We start from the raw sequence: 20,785 nt of genomic DNA, 5'->3' as shown, positions 1-20,785 counted from the left end.
ATTGACACTTTTTGTCATTGAACCCTGGTGCATATATTATAAGTTTTAGTATTCGTATGGTTTTTATATGCAATCAGCCATTTAGTTCCTCCTGCTTTCTTTTTTATTTTTTTTAATATTTCCTCCGGGGTGACTGGAATATTTTTTGTTATGACATTAACCTTTTTATCCACGATGTGTTTTGATATTTCTTTCAAGCTGGAAATTTGTTTGTTATCTATTTTAAAAATCCGACCTGGAAAACCTTCTATTAATTCACTAGAAGTATAAAAATTAGTGTTCTGAGCGATTTTCTTTAAGCTATAAGATTTAGACAATTTATTTTCTACCCCTGCTTTTAAAAAAACGGGATGCGGATCATAAAGATAATTTGATGCCGGGCCAATAGTATCAACTTTCTCTTTGAGATCTGACAGATTATAGTGTTTTATAAATTCGCCGGAATTACTAAGAATTGAACAAACAATAGATGGGTCTTCAGTTGGCCTTTCGAAGTCTACTAATATGACCACTTCTTTTATTTCTCTATCCACAGAAATTACATGCACTTCTGTAGTATCCCGAAACGCATTTATGCAACTGGTAATATCGATCATAGGAGATCCTTTGATCAATATTTTTTTAGTGGTTTTTTTTAAAGTTGGATAAAGTTCAATAAGGTTTGGTAGAAGATCTTCCCATAGCACTACCTTTTTATTTTTTACTGATCTTCTGCTAGGGTCAACAAAAATTAAGTCAAAATTATCGTTGTTTTTATTCAGAAAATCCTCTGCTTTCATACAAAAGTATTTTCTGCTTTTATTGCTTAGAGATGAAATATTTGACTTTACTATTTCAAGCAGATCGCAATTAGGATCAATGTAAAATGATTCATCAAATTTTTCACTCAGATAATAAAAATCAACTCCAAATCCTCCTGACAGATCGGCCATTTTGTTTCCACTACCAATAAGACTTACCTTATATTTTGCAGTTAGTTGAGAACTACACTGCTCAAGAGAGATTTTTGGTGGGTATTTGATATTATAGTTACTGAAAAAATCCGGAAGCTTTGATTGAGCTACCTGAAGTCCTTTTAGTTGAGTACTTAATTCTGCGGAAGAAATACCCTGAAAAGGAGGAGATTTTAAAGCAAAAAGTGCAGGATCTTCATTAAGGTTATTCCTTAAATAATCCTGCACTTTTTTATCTGTGATTTTATACATACTATTTCACAAGGCCTGAAGAAACCAGGTATTCTGCTATCTGGACGGCATTTGTAGCAGCTCCTTTTCTAAGATTATCTGCAACAACCCATAAATTAAGTGATTTTTCTTGTGTTTCATCTCTCCTCAATCTACCTACTAAAACATCATCTTTTTTATGAGCATCAATAGGCATTGGGTAAACATTATTTGCCGGATCATCTTTAACTATCACGCCTGGTGTTTCAGAAAGAATATTTTTCACTTCTTCCAATTCGAATTCATTAGTGAATTCAATGTTTACAGATTCAGAATGTCCTCCCATTACAGGAAGTCTTACCGCCGTAGCTGTAACTTTAACTGAATCATCTCCCAGGATCTTTTTAGTTTCATTAACCATTTTCATTTCTTCTTTGGTATAACCATTATCCATGAAAACGTCGATATGAGGTAATGCATTCATATCAATTCTATGTGGGTAGACTTTTTCGACATCTTTGCCTTCTCTTTCTCCCATTAATTGATCTACAGCTGCCTTACCAGTGCCAGTAACACTTTGGTAAGTCGAAACGATAACCCGTTTGATATTATATTTTTTATGTAAAGGAGCAAGCACAAGCACCATTTGTATTGTAGAGCAATTTGGATTAGCAATTATCCTGGTTTCGCTATTTAATTCATTAGCATTGATTTCAGGGACAATTAGTTTTTTATCTGGGTCCATCCTCCATGCGGATGAATTGTCGATTACAAAAGTTCCTACCTCAGCAAATTTTGGCGCATATTCTAAAGAAGGGCCACTTCCGGCTGAAAAAATCGCAATGTCAGGCTTCTTTTCGATCGCATCTTCAATGGTCATCACCTTGATCGGTTTACCAGCGTATTTAATTTCTTTACCAGCAGACCTTGCAGATGCTGCTAGTATCATTTCATCAAATTTGAAGTTTCTTTCCTCGAGAACAGCTAACATTTCTGTTCCGACAAGACCGGTAGCGCCAACGATTGCTATTTTCATTGTATTAAATTTTATTTTTTGAACTGCAAAATTACACTTCGTAATTAACTTTTGTCTAATAATTAGCTATATTTCGGATAGGATATCAACTTTTGAAATTGTAATAATTAACGGTAGCTGATTTACGAATTCAGCAAATTTTTATCAACTAAAACACCTTTTACAAAATAATGAAACGGATAATGTGTATTATCTGCTTTCTGCCAAATATTATATTTTGTCAGATAGTGGATGAATTTAACTCCATTGAATTTAATAAAAATCAACATTGGCAAGGGGACACCAGTTTTTTTAAAACTGAAGAAGGACATCTTGTTTCCAGCTTTTCTACGGAAAAAAACAGCAGTCTTCTTTACCATCAAATAAATGACCTGAATACGCCTTTAATGTATGATCTTCATTTACAAATGGCTTTTTCACCTTCGGCATCAAATAGTTTACAAATACTTTTAGCTGGCGAACTGGAAAATGAAAATATTCTTAATGGAATAGTACTTCAGATCGGAGAAACTGGCTCCAATGATGGACTGAATGTAATTAAATATAAAGATGGAATAAAAATGAAAACTATCACCTTCTCTGAAGGTCAATATTCAACCTCACCATCCAAGAAGCTCTTAATTTACTTTAATGGGATTTCATCATGGCAGATAAAAGAAAAAACTGAAGAGGGTGAAATCGTGACAGGAAGCTTTGATTATTTACCCGATTTCGTTTCCGCTGTTTCCGGGATGTTTTTCAATTATACTTCTACACGAGTTGATAAATTCAAATTTGATTATTGGCGAGTTAAACAAGTCGCTAAAGAGGATAGTGGTCCTGTCATGATCGATCATATTGCAAATGAAGATGGAATATCAGTATTTTTTTCGAAAGAAATAAAATGCAATGATGTTTTGATTGAGTTTATGATAAATGGAAAATCAGTGCATTCTGATTATACATGCTCTGATAGTATTCTTGAGATATCGTCTTTGTCATGGGGCCAGCAATTCAAGAACTATGATTTGAAAATTGACAATATTTCTGATTTTAATGGCAACTATACCGGTGTAATTAGTATTTCAGGGGTACATGTTAATAACAGTTTTAAATCTTTGCTATTGACAGAGGTCTTACCTGATCCTGACAGGAATACTATTTACTCAGAAGAGTTTATTGAAATTTATAATTCCGGGAAGCAAAAAATTTCACTGAAGGGATTTTCTATCTGTGATTTCACCAAATGTGTCAACTTACCTGAATTAGATATTGATACTAGTGAGGTGATGGTTTTTTCAGGATCGGCAGAGGGTTATTCAAATTCTGTAATTGTTTCCGGTTTACCGAGCTTAAATAATTCGGGAGATAAGGTATTTCTCAAGTTTGAAGAGGTGATAGTTGATTCATTAAGTTATTCAGATAAAACTTTTCATTCGTTAGATCTGCCCAGTTCTGGTACAGCACTCAAACGAAGGTTTAAAAACTTTTTATGCGCAGAAGAATTTAATATGACCGGTGGAGAACCCGATCCGGGAATAGTAAATTTCGAATCCGTACCAGAAAAATTGGCTGAACCGAAAATCACTTTTTCCGATTACAACTCAGTCCTAAAGATTAAAGCTGATATATTATCTGATAATTCTAATCTTAATTTATTTATTGAAGATCAATCTATTCAATTTGATGTTTCGGAAGAAATAGTTCTGGAAGGTTATAAAATCTATCATTTGAATTTAAATAGACTTTTAAATCCTAATCACGAGTATACCATCAAAATATCTGATCAAAAAAACTGCCTAACTGGAGAAGTTGATTCTGTTTTGTTTGAAGACATTAAAACCCTTGATGATTCGGAACAAAAATGTCTTAAAGTTTCAGAATTTATGTTTGATCCTGAAACAGGGAAAAGTGATTTCATTGAAGTTTACAATGAATGTGATGGTGCAATTGAAATTTCAAATTATAAATTCATCTTCATGGATCATAATCAAATTGTTGATGATACAATAGCTATAGAAGAAGAATTTGATGAATATCATTTAGGGGCTAAAAGTGTGGCCTTGTTATATTCTGAAGATAATGAGCTTGAAGATGATTACGAAATCAAAGGAAAGCCTTTAAAAATTAAAATCAAAGATTTTATAAACCTGAGAAACACAGGAGGATATTTCGAAATATTCAGGAGAATCCCTGGAGGTGAAGTTAAAAAAGAAATTGAGAGATCAGCGTATTTTGAAAATTGGCATTCTGAATGGCTGGAGGATACTGAGGGAGTTTCTTTAGAAAGATTTAATTTTGAAGGGAATTCAGCAGATAAGTCGGTATGGAAGAGTGCTTCGGAATTAAGTAATTATTCAACTCCTGGAATTATATCAGGATTTAGTCAGAATGTATTCGAAGGAGAAATTACCATTCAACCCAAAGTAATAATTCCCGGAGATCCTTATTACGGGGAGCAAACGATAAATGTAAAAACCGATAATACAGCAAAAATGGTATCTGTGGAATTATTTAGCTTATCGGGAAAACTGGTTAAGACTCTTTGCCTTGATTGTTATGTATCTGGTTCTATTACTTTAAGATGGGAGGGCATTAAAGACTCGGGGCAAGTAATAAATCCTGGTCATTATATATTGAGAGTAACTTATATTAGTAATAATGGTATTGATGATATAATTATCAAGCCATTAGCTGTAGGGCTATAGTAACACTTTATATTTAAACTTCGTTAAAATAAGTAGGAGGACGCTTGTAATGGAAGATATTTTAACAAAGTCAATTGCCCATCTTAGACAAAAAGGCAAGCAAGTAGAAGAAATACGAAAGTATTTGAGAGAAAGATATAAGATTAATATTGATCTTGAGAGTCTAAGATTACGAATTAAACAGTTGTCACAGCTTAATGCATAATATACGAAAAAGGAGGGTTGCGACCCTCCTTTTTAATTATTCGGTTTCTTCATTTTTATAAATATAAACGTGTGGTTCATCCTTTTTATTGATGTATCCCCTAAACATGGATTTAGAATTAAATGGCATTGCAATATTTCCTTTTCGATCAAGAGCTATTATACCTCCGGATCCATTCATCTCAACGAGGTTTTCCATAACTACCTCTTCCGCAGCATCAGCCAGCGGTTGTCCTAAGTATTTCATTCTGGCCGCTATGTCATATGCTACAACATTTCTGATAAAGTACTCGCCATGTCCTGTTGCACTAACACCACAGGTAGAATTATCAGCGTAGGTTCCTGCTCCAATGATTGGACTATCACCGATACGACCATATTTTTTATTGGTCATTCCTCCAGTTGACGTTCCGGCTGAAATATTTCCGTATTTATCAAGAGCAACAGCTCCGACTGTTCCGAATTTACGATTTAAAAAATCAGAATAGGTTAGAGAAAGTTTGTCTTTCATGTCACCCATTTCTTTTTTTCTGGCGTTTTCCAGGCTTTTTTTTCTCCTTTCGGTGATGAAATATCCCGGGTCGACCATTTCAAGGCCCTGGTTTTGGATAAATGTTTCAGCTCCTGCTCCAGCCATCATTACATGTTCGCTCATTTCCATTACAGCGTAAGCAGCAGCAATTGGAGATTTAATTCTGGAAACTCCAGCTACTGCCCCTGCATTTAGGTCCCGTCCTCTCATTATTGAAGCATCGAGTTCAGGTTTCCCTTCCGCATTTAATACGGCACCTATTCCGGCATTAAATAATGGAGATTGTTCCAGAATCTGAATGGCTGCAATAACTGCTTCTTCACTTGTGCCATCATTCATAAGAACAGAATATCCTGTATTAAGTGCTTCCCGGAGTTTTTCGTTATAATTTTTTCTGATATCATCTTTAAGATAGTTTGGGTCAACAAAACCTGCTCCTCCATGTATAATTATTGTTATTGGCCCAGGCAAGGTATCCTTTTCAATCTCAAGGGGTTGTAGTGATATAGAAGTAGTGTCAGAAGTCACTTCTTTAGCGCTTTCAGTCGTATTATTACAGGAAATAATAAAAAGGACTGATAATAGAAAAGTAAAATATCGCTTCATTATTAAAACTTTAGTTTTTTAATTAACGTTTTGAAGTGTAAAAGATAGTGAAATACTAAACAGGCAAAAAATATTGTTATTAATAATAAATAAATCAAATTTTTATTTTAGCAAATACTAAGTATTTTTGCCACTTTTAAAACCATAACCGCCACGAAAATGAGTACTGAAGAAAGAACGCGTTACTCAACGGAGGAATTAAGTGAATTCGAAGAGTTGATCCAGGAAAAGCTGGACAAAGCAAAAAAAGAATTGGAAATGTTAAAGGGTTCCTTGAGTAGAAAGGACGATCAGGGCACGGATAATACTTCCGGAAATGTTAAGGTTCTTGAAGATGGAGCTGATACAATTGAAAAAGAGCAGTTAAGTCAGCTTGCAGCCAGACAGCAAAAATTCATCAACAACCTTGAAAATGCAATGATCAGGATTAAAAACGGTACCTATGGTGTTTGTTCCGTTACTGGTAAGCTTATCAGTAAAGACAGACTCAGAGCGGTTCCGCATACTACCCTTTCGATAGAAGCCAAATTGCAGCAAAACAAATAACATTTGGATGTTTTAGCGAAACATATTGAAGCATTGATATTTTGTTCTCCTCAGCCAATTAAGGTTGAGGAGATTTTAAAATGTCTTACAGAGATGTTCGATGCAGATGTTCCTGAAGAACATATCACTGAAGCCATTGATAAGCTTAGTAAAAAGTATCAAGATGATGAATATGCTTTCGAGATTATAAAATCCGGTGGGGGTTATCAGTTTTTAACCAAACCTGCCTATCAGGCAAGCATCGGGATTTTATTAAAACAAAAATCAAAAAGACGACTTTCAACTTCTGCTTTGGAAACACTAAGCATAATTGCTTATAAACAACCAATTACTAAATCAGAAGTTGAGCAAATTAGAGGTGTCAATTGTGATTATGCAGTTAATAAGCTTCTTGAAAAAGAGCTGGTTATTATCAAAGGGAAAGCCGATACAATAGGAAAACCACTGCTTTACGGCACGTCTGAAAATTTCATGGATTATTTTGGTATTAATAGTTTGAATGAACTGCCGACACCAAAAGATTTTGCAGAAGAGGATAACACCATCGGTAAAGAAAATGATCCTGACTTTAATCCATCCGCATTTAAGGATCAGTCTTCCGAAGATGACAACTACGAGGAAGAAGACAATTAGTTCGATATAAACTTTAGATAAATATGAAAGGCAAGAAACGAGGTTTCCGCATAAATAAGCGCAAGCCGGAGGCGCCAAAATATGATTTTGACCACGTAAGGAAGGTTGAAAAAGATAAGGGGAAGGCGCCCGGGCCAATGAGATTAAACAAATATCTGGCACATGCCGGAATTTGTTCCAGAAGAGAAGCTGATACCCTGATCGAACAGGGTTTAGTAAAGGTTAATGGCAAAAAGCTCACTGAAATGGGCTATAAAGTCCAAATAGGTGATACTGTTGAATTTAAAGGGAAAGTAGTAAAGCCTGAAAAGCTTATCTATATACTATTAAATAAACCAAAATCTTTTATCACAACGACCAAAGATCCTGAAGATCGCAAAACTGTTATGGACCTGGTGTCTAATGCTTGTGAAGAAAGGATTTTTCCAGTAGGAAGACTTGACAGAAATACTACAGGCCTTTTGCTTCTTACAAATGATGGTGATCTTGCTGATAAACTAATGCATCCCTCAAATAACATCAAAAAAGTTTACCAGGTCACTTTAGATAAACCCATCTCAGAACAAGACTTTAACGCGGTAAAAGCTGGGGTAGAACTTGAGGATGGTTCAGCTCATGTCGATGGGCTTTCTGTATTGACTCCTGATGCTATGACTCTTGGTATTGAAATTCATATAGGTCGAAACAGGATTGTCAGACGGATTTTTGAACATCTTGGTTATGATGTAGTAAAATTAGACCGGACCCTCTATGCGGGTTTAACCAAAAAGGATCTTCCAAGAGGAAAGTGGAGGTTTTTAAGCCAAAAAGAAGTGGCTAGATTAAAGATTATGAAGCTTAAATAATGGGTGAGAGGAATAATCTGTTTCCAATATTTTTAAAAGCGGAGGAATTAAAAATTCTTCTTGTAGGGGGAGGGAATGTAGGATTGGAAAAGCTCGAGGCCATTCTTAAAAATTCCCCAAAAGCCAAAATTAAGATTGTAGCAGAGGAATTCCGTAGAAAGGAGATTGGCGACATTGCCAGGAAAAATGATAATATCAAGCTTTTCGAAAGAGCTTTTACTGATAAAGATCTAGATGATATTGATTTAGTCATGTTAGCCACTGACAGCAGAGACTTGCATGTTAAGATCAGGTCATTAGCGAAGAAAAATTCTTTACTGGTTAATGTGGCTGACACTCCTGATCTGTGTGATTTTTATTTAGGGTCTACAGTAACCAAGGGCAACCTTAAGATTGGAATTTCCACGAATGGAAAATCACCTACCCTCAGCAAGAGGATGAGACAATATCTTGAAGAATCTATTCCTGATGATATTGATGAGTTGATCGATCAGCTCGTTGAAATCAGAAAACAATTAAAAGGAGACTTCGATTACAAGGTTAATCAATTGAATGAAATTACTGCTTCCTGGTTAAAAAAAAATAAAAAAGATCAGTAAACAGGGAATTTTGGTATAAGGATTTTAAAAGTGCTGCCGTGTTTTGTGGTTGAATCCACTTTGATCTGACCTCTTAATTTTTTTACAGCAACATTAACAATAAAAAGGCCTAATCCAGTTCCAGTTGATTCATTTGTCCCTCTGAAGAACATATCAAAAATATTATCTCTAATCGCTTTATCTATTCCTGTTCCATTATCTTCAATTGATAATATCCAATGGTATTTATTCTCATCAAGAACAATGTTGATATACATTTCCTCTCGTGAAGGCTTGTGATAAGTTATTGCATTTGAAAGCAGGTTTTTTAAAATTATCTTGAGGAATAATGGATCCGTATTGATTTCCTGATTATTAGTATTAGCCTTTATTCTTAATGTTATTTCACGGTCGTTTTTTCGAAACTCTAATTCATTAAGAATTCCTTCTGAAAGAAATTTCGGGAAATTGATGCGTTTAGGCACTGGCTTGTATTTCTTGATCTGACTAAAAGCTGAAATATCGTCAATGATAAATTGTAGTCTGTCTGCACTCAGATCAATTTTATCAAAATATAACCTGACTTCATCCAGATTTTTTTCTTGTTTAGCCAGGTAGATCAAACCTTTTAGAGTTGTGATCGGAGAACGAATATCGTGGGAAGTACGATAGAGAAATTGATCGAGCTCTTGTCCTGTCCGCATGTATTTAACAGATTCTCTTTCCAGCAGCCAAAGAAAAAACCCCATTCCCATAAGAGCAATAGTGACAGAATCAAAATAGCCATATGTCGAATAGAATATATTGTAAGTTTTATATCCTGAAAAATCCATTAAAAGAAGGATGAAATAGAAAAATTGTAGTATCCCATGACCTGCCAGCCCAAATACAATTATGTAAGTGCTGATTTTTTTGTCTTTTTTTTGAACCGGTCTAATGTATTGAGCATAATAAACAAATATGATGGCTATCAGGATGGATTGGATCATGAAATGAAACAAATATGACCGCTCGGTATCATAGTTGAATAACAGTGTAAAATATATCACAGTCATTGAATACATAGCCCCGACTATCCCCCAAATGATCAGTTTTATATTACTAAGCTTTTTCCTGGTAAACAGGATATACATACCTGCGGAAAAAAGAAAAATAAAGGCAAATGTTGAGAATTGAAATATAAATGTAAGGATGTTAAATCCAATCACCGCCGTTCCGGATCTTACCATTAAACTTATTGCCAGACCAAAAACCAGATGTATAGCATAGATTAACCAGGCCGTCGAATGATATGTCAAAAAGGTCCGGTTGAATCTCAAGCTAAATCCAATCATTACAAAAGGAAATAGCAAAGCGAGAAATATCTGAGGTAAATGGGAAAAAAATAAGTCTATCAAAATCTGCTTTTTTGTTAATATAGAAATTAATTTCCTAATAGATAAATCTCAACAGGCAGAAATAGGACTTTATAAAGGAAAGTTATTTATACTGATTCCGAATTACTGAAATTTAGTATGCTTGCATACTAAATTCAATGATTTTTTTTAATTTAGCTTACTAATAGAAAAAACAATTTGATTAGATTGAGTGATATTTATGAAGATGGTGGCTCAAATAACTGGTATTCACAACGTAAACAAAAAAAGAAACCCCTCGCAAAGCGAGAGGTTTGTTAGACGTGGTGATGAGTGGGCTCGAACCACCGACTCACGGATTTTCAGTCCGATGCTCTACCAACTGAGCTACATCACCGTCTCAATTGTGGCACAAAAGTATGCAAAATTGTTAACCTCGCAAATAGTTTTGAAGAAAAAAAACAACTTATTTTTAACCTTAACTTAAAACACCCTGGAAATGAATTATTTGTCTCAAATCGCTTTTGTATTGGTTCTGGTAGTAGCCGGATACTTTTTGGCGAAAAGGATCAAGGAAATCCGCGGGAACATATTGCTGGGCAAGGATGTTGATCGGAGTGATAGAAAAAGCGAAAGGATGAAGAGTATGTTACTCGTAGCCTTTGGACAGAAAAAAATGTTCAAAAAATTGATTCCGGCTTTTTTACACTTACTGATCTATGTAGGCTTTCTGGTAATTAACATTGAAGTTCTCGAATTTATTATTGATGGACTTGTCGGTACTCACCGAATTTTTGCTGGTCCATTAGGAGATGCTTATACAGTAGCTTTAAATATTTTCGAATTTCTTGCTGTAGCTGTGATATTCTCTTGTGTAGTATTTCTTATTAGAAGAAATGTACTTAAGGTAGGTAGATTCAGTGGAATAGAAATGACCAGCTGGCCTAAGCTTGATGCAAACCTCATCCTGGTTATAGAAATTATTTTGATGTTTGCTATTCTTACTATGAATGCAACGGATCAGATCTTGCAAACAAGACCGGATGCTAATTATACCGAAACCGGCAGAATGGTGTTTTCTGCTACCCTGATACCTTTGTTTGAGGGAATGTCTACAACTGGTTTGATAATCACTGAAAGAGTTGCCTGGTGGTTTCATATAATCGGAATTTTTGCTTTTGCGATATACATAACGTACTCTAAGCATTTACATATTTTCATGGCCTTCCCTAATACCTATTATGCAAATCTTAATCCGAAAGGAGAGATGAATAATATGGATGAAGTAACAACAGAGGTCAAAGCTATGCTTGGGGTAGGAGGAGCCTCTTCTGAACCACCAGCTGAAATAAGCAGGTTTGGAGCAAAAGATGCTACCGATTTGAATTGGGTCAACCTGATGAATAGTTATGCCTGTACAGAGTGCGGTAGGTGTACACAACAGTGTCCGGCTAATATGACCGGTAAAAAACTATCTCCTCGTAAGATCATGATGGACACCAGAGATCGTATTGATGAGATTGGGAAGACAGGGGGTGATGATGGTAAGTCCTTACTTGGAGACTACATTACCAAAGAAGAGATCAATGCATGTACTAGTTGTAATGCATGTGTAGAAGCTTGTCCTGTGAATATTGATCCTCTCTCAATTATTCTACAACTAAGAAGATATGTAGTAATGGAAGAGTCAAGTGCTCCTCAATCATGGAATTCAATGTTCAGTAATATTGAAACAAATTTTGCTCCATGGAAATTTCCTCCAACAGATCGATTTAAGTGGGCAAACGACTTGAAGACAGAAGAAAAGGATTAAGAATTTTAACGATAGGAAAACATGAATACCGAAAATATACAAGTACCAACAATGGCTGAAATGGCCTCAAAAGGAGAGCAACCTGAAGTACTTTTCTGGGTAGGTTGTGCCGGTTCATTCGACGATAGATATAAAAAAGTAACAAAGGCATTTGTTAAAATACTTAATAAAGTAGGCGTTAAATTCGCTGTATTAGGAGAGGAAGAAACCTGTACCGGTGACCCGGCGAGAAGAGCAGGAAATGAGTTTTTATTTCAGATGCAGGCAATGTCTAATATCCAGGTGTTGGATGGATACGGTGTCAAACGCATCGTGACCGCGTGCCCTCACTGCTTTAATACTCTTAAAAATGAATATCCTGCACTTGGCGGAAATTACGAAGTGGTACACCATTCGCAATTTCTTCAGGAATTAATAGATGAAGGAAAGGTTCGTGTGAAAGAAGGCGGTGGATTTAAAGGAAGAAAGATCACTTTCCATGATTCATGCTTCCTTGGCCGGGCAAATAATGTCTACGAAGCTCCAAGAAAAGTCCTTGAATCTCTTGATGCCGAATTAGTAGAGATGAAGCGATGCAAAACCAAAGGATTATGTTGTGGTGCTGGTGGAGCTCAAATGTTTAAAGATGCTGAACCCGGAAACAAGGAGATCAATATTGAAAGAACCGAAGAAGCATTGGATACTGGCGCAAGTGTTATTGCTTCAGGATGTCCTTTTTGTATGACTATGCTTTCTGATGGTATTAAGAATAAGGAAAAAGAATCATCAGTAGAAGTAAAGGATATAGCTGAACTAATTGCTGAAGCAGAAGATTTAGTTTAATCTTACAATTCATAAATTCCCCGAGACAGAAAGTCGGGTGTCAGATAAATGACACCTGACTTTTTTTATACTTTCAAAACTGAATTTTCAGTCACTACATAAACTTTGTCTCCCTTTTTTATCTTCATTTTATAAATTCCTGTGAAATCCCCATACGAAGGCAAAATGGCACCGGCTTCACCGAAATAAAAACATTTTAATTTCGCTGTCTGCCTTCCGTTACCCCTCAAAACCACTCCCGGGTGTATATGACCAGCAAGATTATACAATTCAGAGGTTTCTTTGAGTGGATGATGTGTGAAAATGAATGGGTCTACGCATAAGGCTTCTTTGTAAACCTTTATTTTGAATTTTTGATAATGAAATTCGGGTAGTATATCATGATTACCTGCTACGAGATGAAAGGTGGTACTAGGAAACTCAGCAGAAAGTTCTTCGAAAATTATCCATTCATTATTATAATCACTATGAAATAGATCTCCTAAAAAATAAACATCTTCGGGAGAATACTCTTCAATCAAATTCCCTAATCTTTCCCAGTTATTCATCACTCCATTAGCAGGTAGGGCAACACCCTGATTTCTAAAATGGGTAATTTTTCCCAGGTGAAGATCTGCGATAATCAATGCAGATTTCTTCTTCCAATAAATTGCTTTTTGAGGTAATAAAGTCAGTTTTTCCCCTCTTATTAAAATTTCCTGCCTTTTCACTTTCATCCAATTTTCTGCAAAACTAATCTTTTTCCAGCTCTATTTTCATTTTATTTATTCGGTCTTCAAGTTTTTCAGAGCTAACCTTTTCCCTGGTCCGGTCAACCATAATTGGAAAAGAGAATGGTGTTACCTTATCAGTGTGTTTTACAACGATCTCTTGCTCTTCAATTCTTTCTAGTGCTTTACGTAACCTATATTCTTCAAGTTGAAATTCCAGCACTTCATCATATGCCTGCCTTAGTAATAAGTTATCAGGATCGTATTCTTTAAAAACATCAAAAACAAGCTGAGTGGATGACTGCATATGTTTACCTGTGATATTCTGCCCGGGATATCCTTTAAATACCAAGCCAGCAATACTGGCTATATCCCTGAATTTTCTTCTGGCCATTTCATTTGCATTTACACCTGCCTGGATATCTTCAATAAGTCTGTGGGTTGAAAGAAATTCATTGTCCAGAGCCTCCTGGATGGGGATGGGTTTGTCTGAAAGTAGTTCGAAACCATAATCATTCATGGCAATACTAAAGGAGATAGGCTCCAGCAAACTCATTCTGTAAGCAAGCAATCCTGAAATTCCTTCGTGAACCAGACGTCCTTCAAAGGGATATACAAACATGTGATACCCTTCCTTACTTTTGAAATATTCGATCAAAAGCTGATTTTCCTTAGGGACCAATGATCTTTTTTGCTGGATTTTAAGAAGCGGACTGATAGTTGTGGTTTCTGCAAACCCTTCAGCAAATTCAGGGTATTGACTGATCTTTTCTCTTAGCAGTTTAGAGACCTGCGATGAAAGGGGTAATCTTCCTCCTTGCCAACTCGGCACTTTACCACTTTTTTTATTCGATTTGCGAACATAGGCTGTCATATATTTAACCCTGATAAGTTCCAGCGATCTTCCGGCAAACCAAAACGTATCGCCGGGATTTAAACCTGCGATAAACCATTCTTCGATTGTGCCTATCCTTTTGCCACTATTATATTTTATATTCATGGCTGTATCACCGACGATCGTACCGATTGAAAGCCTGTGACGCATGGCTATTTTTCTACTGTTTACTACATACTTACCATCTTCCAGCTCAACTTTCTTAAATTCATCATAAGCTGTTAAAGAGCTTCCCCCCGTGGTGATAAATGCGAGTGCCCATAACCATTCTTCCTTTGAAAGATCTGTAAAACAGTATGTGGAGCGAATTTCCTCAAATACAACCTTCGGATCAAACCCGCCGCCGACAGCGAGCGTCACCAGATATTGAACCAGAACGTCGAAGGATCTGATATAGGGAAGGCGATCTTCTACGATACCTTTATTGATCGCAGTTCTGAGTGCTGCTGCTTCTAGCAGTTCGAGACTGTGGGTAGGCACAAAATATATTCTGGCTGTTTCTCCAGGGCGGTGACCGCTTCTTCCTGCCCGTTGAATAAATCTTGCTACTCCTTTTGGGCCACCTATTTGTATTACAGTTTCAACCGGTCGAAAATCTACTCCAAGATCAAGGCTCGATGTGCATACAACTGCTTTGAGTTTTTCACTGTGAATGGCTTCCTCTACCCATGTTCTCAGATCCCTATCGATCGATCCGTGATGCATTGCTACCAACCCAATTAGTTCGGGAGCTTCAGAAATTATTTTTTGGTACCAGATCTCTGCCTGGGATCGAGTATTAGTAAAAATGAGCGTGCTTCTGCTTTCTTTTAAAATTGGTAAAACCTTTTTAAGCATTTTAATGCCCAAATGTCCTGACCAGGGCAACTCTTTAACGTCTTCGGGAAGTATTGTTTCTACCTGGATGTTTTTTTCAATATCAGCTTTTATTAACTTTTTGTTTTCTGCGGGAAATTCCGGACCCAGCAAAACATCTAATGCCTGATCCATATTGCCTATCGTTGCTGATATACCCCAGATACGTAGTTTCTGATTACTGAGATTTTTAAATCTTGACAATGCAAGTTCGGTTAATACGGCTCTTTTTGATCCCAGAAGTTCATGCCATTCATCCGCAATGAACACTCGTAAATTTGAAAAAAACGTTTCATTATCTTTTTGAGATAAAAGAAGATGGAGGCTTTCAGGTGTAGTTATTAATAACTGGGGAGGCTTTCTCTTTATGGCTTGTCTTTGAGCCGTGGTTGTATCTCCCGATCTGATGGCAACATTAAAATCATCAATTCCCATACCTGAGGCCAGCCTTTCAACCGCTTGTTTTATTTCAACAGTCAAAGCTCTGATAGGTGTTATCCATATAGCAAAAACTCCTTTTGACTTTTTTTGCTGCTTTGAAAGTTCAGACCACAAAGAGATGATTGGAACGGCAGCTGAATATGTTTTCCCTGAGCCTGTGGGGGCATTTATTATCCCTGAGTCACCTGAATAAACTGATTGCCAGGCTTCTTTTTGAAAATCAAAAACCTGCCACCTATTTTTATTGAACCATTTTTCTGCTTTGTTAAATGGAGAGATCATTAAACAATTATAATGCTTTATTTTTACATAACAGATGTCGGAAAGATATGTTAATATGACTTTAAAATGAAAAAGTATTATTATTTGTAAGTCTTTTGTACAGTATTCGGGTAATATCTTGGAAACGAGCTACAACCAATTAATTTTGTTAGTATTGGTTAGTTACATGGTTATTAAAACAGTGAAAACATAAAAATATGCTGTTGGGAGAAGGTTTATTAAAATACTTGTTTAGTTTATTCATCATAATTTGCATGACGAATATCGAACTTCGTGCTCAAAATTCGATTGAGAATGCATTAAGTGATGCTGAACGATATATGGAAGGAGGGAGCTATGACCTGGCAACCGATCTCCTTAGTTATGTGGATTCAGTTGCCAAGCCAAATAAAAAGGTTAAGTTTTACCTTGGGAAAAGCTATTTTCTCGATGATAAGCGTCAAAAAGCTGAAAGGGTCTTTAATGAACTTGAGGAAATAGGAGTACCAGATGATTATAGAGCTGATGTAAATTTTTACCTTGGCAGAATAAATCATTTCAATTATAATTTCGACACTGCTATATATTATTACAATCAATATCTGTCTCTCGCTTCTTCGCCCGATGCCCCGGGATATAATGAAATGCTAGTAGAGGGAGGAATTGAAAAGTTCATTAGGGAGAGTTTAAGGGCTAAAGAGTTGATGGAGAATGTTTTAAGTCTGGAAATTAAAAATTCTGGACCTGTAGTCAATTCTCAATATGCAGAATATGTTCCAACACCAACAGCTGATGAATTAACTATGTATTTCACCTCTCGGAGGGAGAATACGACAGGAGGCAACAGAGACCTTGATGGAAGGTTTTTTGAAGACATCTATGTTGTTACTCGACCAACGGTAAATGATAAATGGAATTCTCCTAAACAATTACCGCCTCCTGTCAATACAAAAGGCCATGATGCGAATGTTGGATTAAGCTTTGACGGAAAAAAATTAATAATATATAAGCCTGAAAATGGCGGAGATCTGTTTTTCAGTGAGAAAACAGGTGAGAATGCATGGAGTATTGCAACGCCTTTTGAGGGTATTAATTCACCTCATTGGGAAGCTAGTGCTTGTTTTACTAAAAATGGGGAATACCTTTATTTTAGTTCTGACCGGCCAGGTGGTTTTGGTGGAAGTGATATTTACAGAGCTCGTAGATTAAGTAATGGAAAATGGGGAGAAATTGAAAATCTCGGACCTATGATTAACTCCAGTCTCGATGAGGATGCTCCATATATTTATGTGGATAATGAGACCTTATTTTTCAGCTCAAAAGGTCATCTGGGTATGGGTGGTTTCGACATTTACAGTACTACTTATAATCCTGAAACAGACACATGGTCTCCTCCAAGAAACATCGGATATCCGGTAAATACACCTGATGATGATATTTATTTTAACCTTGCAGCAGGTGGAGCCAGAGCCTACTTTTCAAGCTTTAGAAAGGATGGATATGGAGAAAAAGACATATATGTATTGAGTCGCCCTAACCAGGAAGAAGATAAGTTTATGATGAAGCTTAAGTTCAGTGATAAAGTTGCTGAAAATACTGTTCCCGGAAGCATTTTAATAACCGATCCGGGAGAAGAAGTCGTAGCAGCTTATAAATCACAGGATGTATTCGGCCAGACTTATGAAATTCCTTTAACATTTAATGATCGGTATGCTTTAACTGTTCAGGCAGAGGGATATTATACTTTATACGAGAAATTTGAAGTAGAACAAAGACCAGATCTTTTTCAGATCGTAATGGGAGTTCCAATGCTGGAGGATCTGAGCATTTTTTATGATGAATCAGATGATGAAGTTTTGAAAGATTCCCTGATCATTAATGATGGAAAAGTAGTCTCACTGGCAGCTTTAACAGCTACAGATAGCAGAGTTAAAAAGAAACGTGAAAATATTGGCTTTGTTTATTTTGAATTTAATAGTGTTCAACCAACAGACTCTTCTATGTCTGAAATTAAAAAGGCTAGTTATTTCATGGAAGAGAACCCAAATGCTTCTGTTAAAGTATTTGGATATACTGATAATGTAGGCTCTGAATCTTTCAATAATAAATTATCTGAACAAAGAGCCTCCCAAGTAGCAAAGATCCTCGAAGCTTATGGTATTTCAGAAGAAAGAATATCAGTCGAGGGTAGAGGTGAAGCTAATCCTATTGGAAATAATGATACTGAAGAAGGAAGAGCAAAGAATAGAAGAGCATCCTTTGTCTTTGATATCAATAATAAAGCTGAGAATGATTAATTGTCAGCTTTATTATTTGTCGTGTCTTCAGGGAAATCAAAGTATTCATCGGAGAGCTCTACAGTTTTATCCTGGTCTACTCCTTTGTGTTTAAATGCATCGATTAATTCTTTTTTCTCACTTTTAATATCAGTTACTATTTTTTTACTGACTGCCCTGGTGTCGTAAATAATATCATATTCATCGGTGGTACCTACAATTCTTAAATATAAATTCGGGCTTCCGGTACCATCATCTTCTACAGCTCCAAAAACTTCATCCTTATCCTGTTTTGCTCTTGATAATGGCACAATAACCTGGTAGTTAATTTCCTGGTTGAAGGTATGTGTACCAGAAACATCTAGCGTGGTAACATTAGTGCCAACTGTCATTTTTGGTAAGGTTATTTGCCTGTTTTTTATTACCAGTTCGTTCTGAAGATCATCAAACCTGAGGTTTGCCAATGATTCTTCTTTTACAAATTTAGAAAGATCCTGAAGCGGCTCGAAGTTGTTTAATTCTCCATTTTTAATTTGAATGTCTGCTCTGCATGTAAAATAATCCGACAAAAACTTTAATGAGGGGTCAAGTACAATATGGCTGCTGACATAAGCAGTGATCTGACCTTGCAGGTGTTTATCCTGTAGCCATGTCTGACCAAAGTTTTCAAAAACATAAAACACTTCGTCAATATTAATGTTATTGACGCGTCCCCTGTTATCAATGATAATTCCCGACTTATATCTGTCATCAATTTGAGCATTCAATTCTAAATATCCCCCGAAACTATTAAGTCGCAGATCTTTGATATTAGCTACTTTATTTTTAATAATTAGATTTCCTGTCAGATTGGTGGCACTAAACCTTCTGAAGTTTATTTTTTCAACTTTACAATCGAAATCCAGGTTAATCTTTTCCGGTAAGTGGAGGCTGTATTCCTGACCTTTAACTGTATTGAGATTACCAGATAGTAATTCATCCAGGTTTAAATTTTTAGAAAAAAGGTCTGATTCGATAGATATTTGCTGCTTATTATCAGATGAGAAAAGAGAAAAAATGTAATCTGCAAAACCATTGAGACGTATATCACTGCTACCAATTTCACCTTTCAGGTCTGAAATAGCCAACTGGTTATCTTTTAACCGAAAGTTGCCTTGAAAATTCTGGAAGTCGTACTGGAAGCCTTTAACATTGAAGCGAGTATTTTGAATTTGTATCTCACCATTGGCTTTTGAATTTTCAAACTTTTGAGATTTCATGTCTTCAAGTCTCCCATTTAATGAAAAATCAAAATGTACTTTACCATTTTTTGCCACTATATCTTCTCCGGGTAAAAAAGCAGTTAATAATTTTAAATCAGCAGATCCTTTTAGAGAACAGTCTATAATGGGACTAACAAAGTTTACCAAGTTTACGTATCCAGTCACTTTATCTGACCCGAATTGGCCTGAAAGAGCAGAGATTTTTAATGAATAAGTACTTTTTAAATCAATATTAGATGAGGTGAAACTGCCTTCCATTGAAGCATTCTTGAATTTAGAACCAGTTTCCGGATAGGTAATATTAAAATTATCACCTCTGAAATTTATTAACATAGAATAGAGATCGGCTTTTCCCTTAACTTCTGCCTGAAAGGATAGATTTCCTGAAGATTGATATTTCAACCATGGCTCAGCCTGTTCTCCTGGAATAAATTGAAGTATATGTTTTACATTAGTTTTTTTAGAGCTTACTAAAACCTCTGTTTTTGGTTCTCCTTCCCAGATATAAGACCCTGAAGTCAGATAATTAAAACCATCCATTTCCAAAAGTCCATTTTTCCAATTGACAGTTTTTTGGTCAGCCAAATAAGTTATTTCGGTTTCGATGTTTACAGGAATTGATTTATCAAGTTTATATGTTGGTTCAATTATTTTTTCCCAAATAAAATTGCCATCAACCATAAATTTCTGATCAGGTTTTAAAACAAGGTCAACTTCAGCAAATAGAGTATTTGCCTGATACATTGCTGAACGGGCATTATCGTAAAAAGAAATCAATACATGATCGACAAATATCTTGTCGATATTGAATGTAGTTTGGGTATTTTCTTTCGTGGTATCTTCTTTCCAAATCTGGAAGTTATATGAGTTATCAGCATTGCGCTCGATATTAACCTCACCCTCCTGAATAATAATGCTTTTAACAGAAACCTCACCACTAAATATTTCAAACAGTCCGATATTTACCAATATTCTGTCGGCACGGATCAGGTTTTGGGAATAATTGGGCTTCCCTTCACAAAAAACATTTGACAGGGAGATTGATATATTTGGGAAATCTCCAAAAAGGGTAACGTCAATTTCATCTGTATTTACAGGTACTTCTAGTCGTTGGTTGACTGTTGAAACAAATTCATTGATGATATCATCTTTGAAGACCTGAATAATAATTATAAGAATTAGGATCAATCCTGCTATTAGAGAAATGAACCAGAAAAAAATTTTCTTAAGAGTACCGCTGGTTAATATTATATTCAAGTTTCTGA

Annotated in this window: 15 protein-coding genes and 1 tRNA gene; 8 read left to right on the top strand and 8 right to left on the bottom strand. The window is 35.8% G+C overall.

All coding sequences use genetic code 11. The features are described 5' to 3' along the window. Positions 1-14 precede the first annotated feature (14 nt). Positions 15-1,205 (bottom strand): THUMP-like domain-containing protein, encoded by a 1,191-nt coding sequence (locus OO013_RS18655; protein WP_266058517.1) that lies wholly within the window; start codon positions 1,203-1,205, stop codon positions 15-17. A 1-nt stretch (position 1,206) separates the two neighbouring features. Beyond that, the gene (locus OO013_RS18650; RefSeq protein ID WP_266058516.1) at positions 1,207-2,199 is read right to left on the bottom strand and encodes an aspartate-semialdehyde dehydrogenase; all 993 of its coding nucleotides are present in this window, start codon (positions 2,197-2,199) and stop codon (positions 1,207-1,209) included. 227 nt (positions 2,200-2,426) lie between these two features. Between OO013_RS18650 and OO013_RS18645 the strand changes: the two genes are divergently transcribed. Next, a complete protein-coding gene (locus OO013_RS18645) occupies positions 2,427-4,886 on the top strand; it encodes a lamin tail domain-containing protein (protein ID WP_266058515.1) in 2,460 nt (819 codons plus the stop codon). A gap of 241 nt (positions 4,887-5,127) precedes the next feature. On the opposite strand, the gene OO013_RS18640 is transcribed toward OO013_RS18645, so the two are convergent. Continuing rightward, positions 5,128-6,228, bottom strand: coding sequence for an isoaspartyl peptidase/L-asparaginase family protein (locus OO013_RS18640; protein ID WP_266058514.1), 1,101 nt, complete (start codon positions 6,226-6,228; stop codon positions 5,128-5,130). 159 nt (positions 6,229-6,387) lie between these two features. On the opposite strand from OO013_RS18640, the gene OO013_RS18635 reads away from it, so the two are divergent. From OO013_RS18635 to OO013_RS18620, 4 genes are read left to right on the top strand one after another with little or no spacing between them, the layout of a single operon-like run. Next, positions 6,388-6,774, top strand: coding sequence for a TraR/DksA family transcriptional regulator (locus tag OO013_RS18635; protein ID WP_266058513.1), 387 nt, complete (start codon positions 6,388-6,390; stop codon positions 6,772-6,774). 3 nt (positions 6,775-6,777) lie between these two features. Next, positions 6,778-7,407 (top strand): SMC-Scp complex subunit ScpB, encoded by a 630-nt coding sequence (gene scpB, locus OO013_RS18630; protein WP_266058512.1) that lies wholly within the window; start codon positions 6,778-6,780, stop codon positions 7,405-7,407. A gap of 23 nt (positions 7,408-7,430) precedes the next feature. Then, on the top strand, positions 7,431-8,252 hold the full coding sequence (locus tag OO013_RS18625; protein ID WP_266058511.1) for a pseudouridine synthase: 822 nt from the start codon (positions 7,431-7,433) through the stop codon (positions 8,250-8,252). Beyond that, positions 8,252-8,851 carry a precorrin-2 dehydrogenase/sirohydrochlorin ferrochelatase family protein gene (locus OO013_RS18620; RefSeq protein WP_266058510.1) on the top strand — a complete coding sequence of 200 codons (600 nt, stop codon included), beginning with the start codon at positions 8,252-8,254 and terminating at the stop codon, positions 8,849-8,851. Before OO013_RS18625 ends, OO013_RS18620 begins: the two co-directional genes overlap by 1 nt. On the opposite strand, the gene OO013_RS18615 is transcribed toward OO013_RS18620, so the two are convergent. Further along, positions 8,845-10,128: a sensor histidine kinase gene (locus OO013_RS18615; protein ID WP_266058509.1), complete on the bottom strand. Its 1,284-nt coding sequence runs from the start codon at positions 10,126-10,128 to the stop codon at positions 8,845-8,847. The two genes, OO013_RS18620 and OO013_RS18615, sit on opposite strands and share 7 nt — an antisense overlap. A 381-nt stretch (positions 10,129-10,509) precedes the next feature. After that, positions 10,510-10,582: transfer RNA gene (locus OO013_RS18610), tRNA-Phe, on the bottom strand. A gap of 102 nt (positions 10,583-10,684) precedes the next feature. On the opposite strand from OO013_RS18610, the gene OO013_RS18605 reads away from it, so the two are divergent. Beyond that, positions 10,685-11,998: a 4Fe-4S dicluster domain-containing protein gene (locus OO013_RS18605; protein WP_266058508.1), complete on the top strand. Its 1,314-nt coding sequence runs from the start codon at positions 10,685-10,687 to the stop codon at positions 11,996-11,998. Between the two features lie 21 nt (positions 11,999-12,019). Then, the gene (locus OO013_RS18600; protein ID WP_266058507.1) at positions 12,020-12,820 is read left to right on the top strand and encodes a (Fe-S)-binding protein; all 801 of its coding nucleotides are present in this window, start codon (positions 12,020-12,022) and stop codon (positions 12,818-12,820) included. A 65-nt stretch (positions 12,821-12,885) separates the two neighbouring features. On the opposite strand, the gene pdeM is transcribed toward OO013_RS18600, so the two are convergent. Together pdeM and OO013_RS18590 are read right to left on the bottom strand one after the other, a co-directional pair. Then, on the bottom strand, positions 12,886-13,530 hold the full coding sequence (gene pdeM, locus OO013_RS18595) for a ligase-associated DNA damage response endonuclease PdeM (RefSeq protein ID WP_266058506.1): 645 nt from the start codon (positions 13,528-13,530) through the stop codon (positions 12,886-12,888). Between the two features lie 22 nt (positions 13,531-13,552). Beyond that, positions 13,553-16,003: a ligase-associated DNA damage response DEXH box helicase gene (locus OO013_RS18590; protein WP_266058505.1), complete on the bottom strand. Its 2,451-nt coding sequence runs from the start codon at positions 16,001-16,003 to the stop codon at positions 13,553-13,555. Positions 16,004-16,257: 254 nt separating this feature from the next. On the opposite strand from OO013_RS18590, the gene OO013_RS18585 reads away from it, so the two are divergent. Then, positions 16,258-18,279 carry an OmpA family protein gene (locus tag OO013_RS18585; RefSeq protein ID WP_266058504.1) on the top strand — a complete coding sequence of 674 codons (2,022 nt, stop codon included), beginning with the start codon at positions 16,258-16,260 and terminating at the stop codon, positions 18,277-18,279. On the opposite strand, the gene OO013_RS18580 is transcribed toward OO013_RS18585, so the two are convergent. Continuing rightward, on the bottom strand, positions 18,276-20,777 hold the full coding sequence (locus OO013_RS18580) for a YhdP family protein (protein ID WP_266058503.1): 2,502 nt from the start codon (positions 20,775-20,777) through the stop codon (positions 18,276-18,278). The two genes, OO013_RS18585 and OO013_RS18580, sit on opposite strands and share 4 nt — an antisense overlap. Between the last annotated feature and the right edge of the window lie 8 nt (positions 20,778-20,785).

Source organism: Mangrovivirga halotolerans, from assembly GCF_026241165.1.
GTDB classification, from domain to species: Bacteria; Bacteroidota; Bacteroidia; order Cytophagales; family Cyclobacteriaceae; genus Mangrovivirga; species Mangrovivirga halotolerans.
The sequence above is the reverse complement of the archived record's forward strand: the minus strand, read 5'-3'. Positions and strand labels throughout refer to the sequence as shown.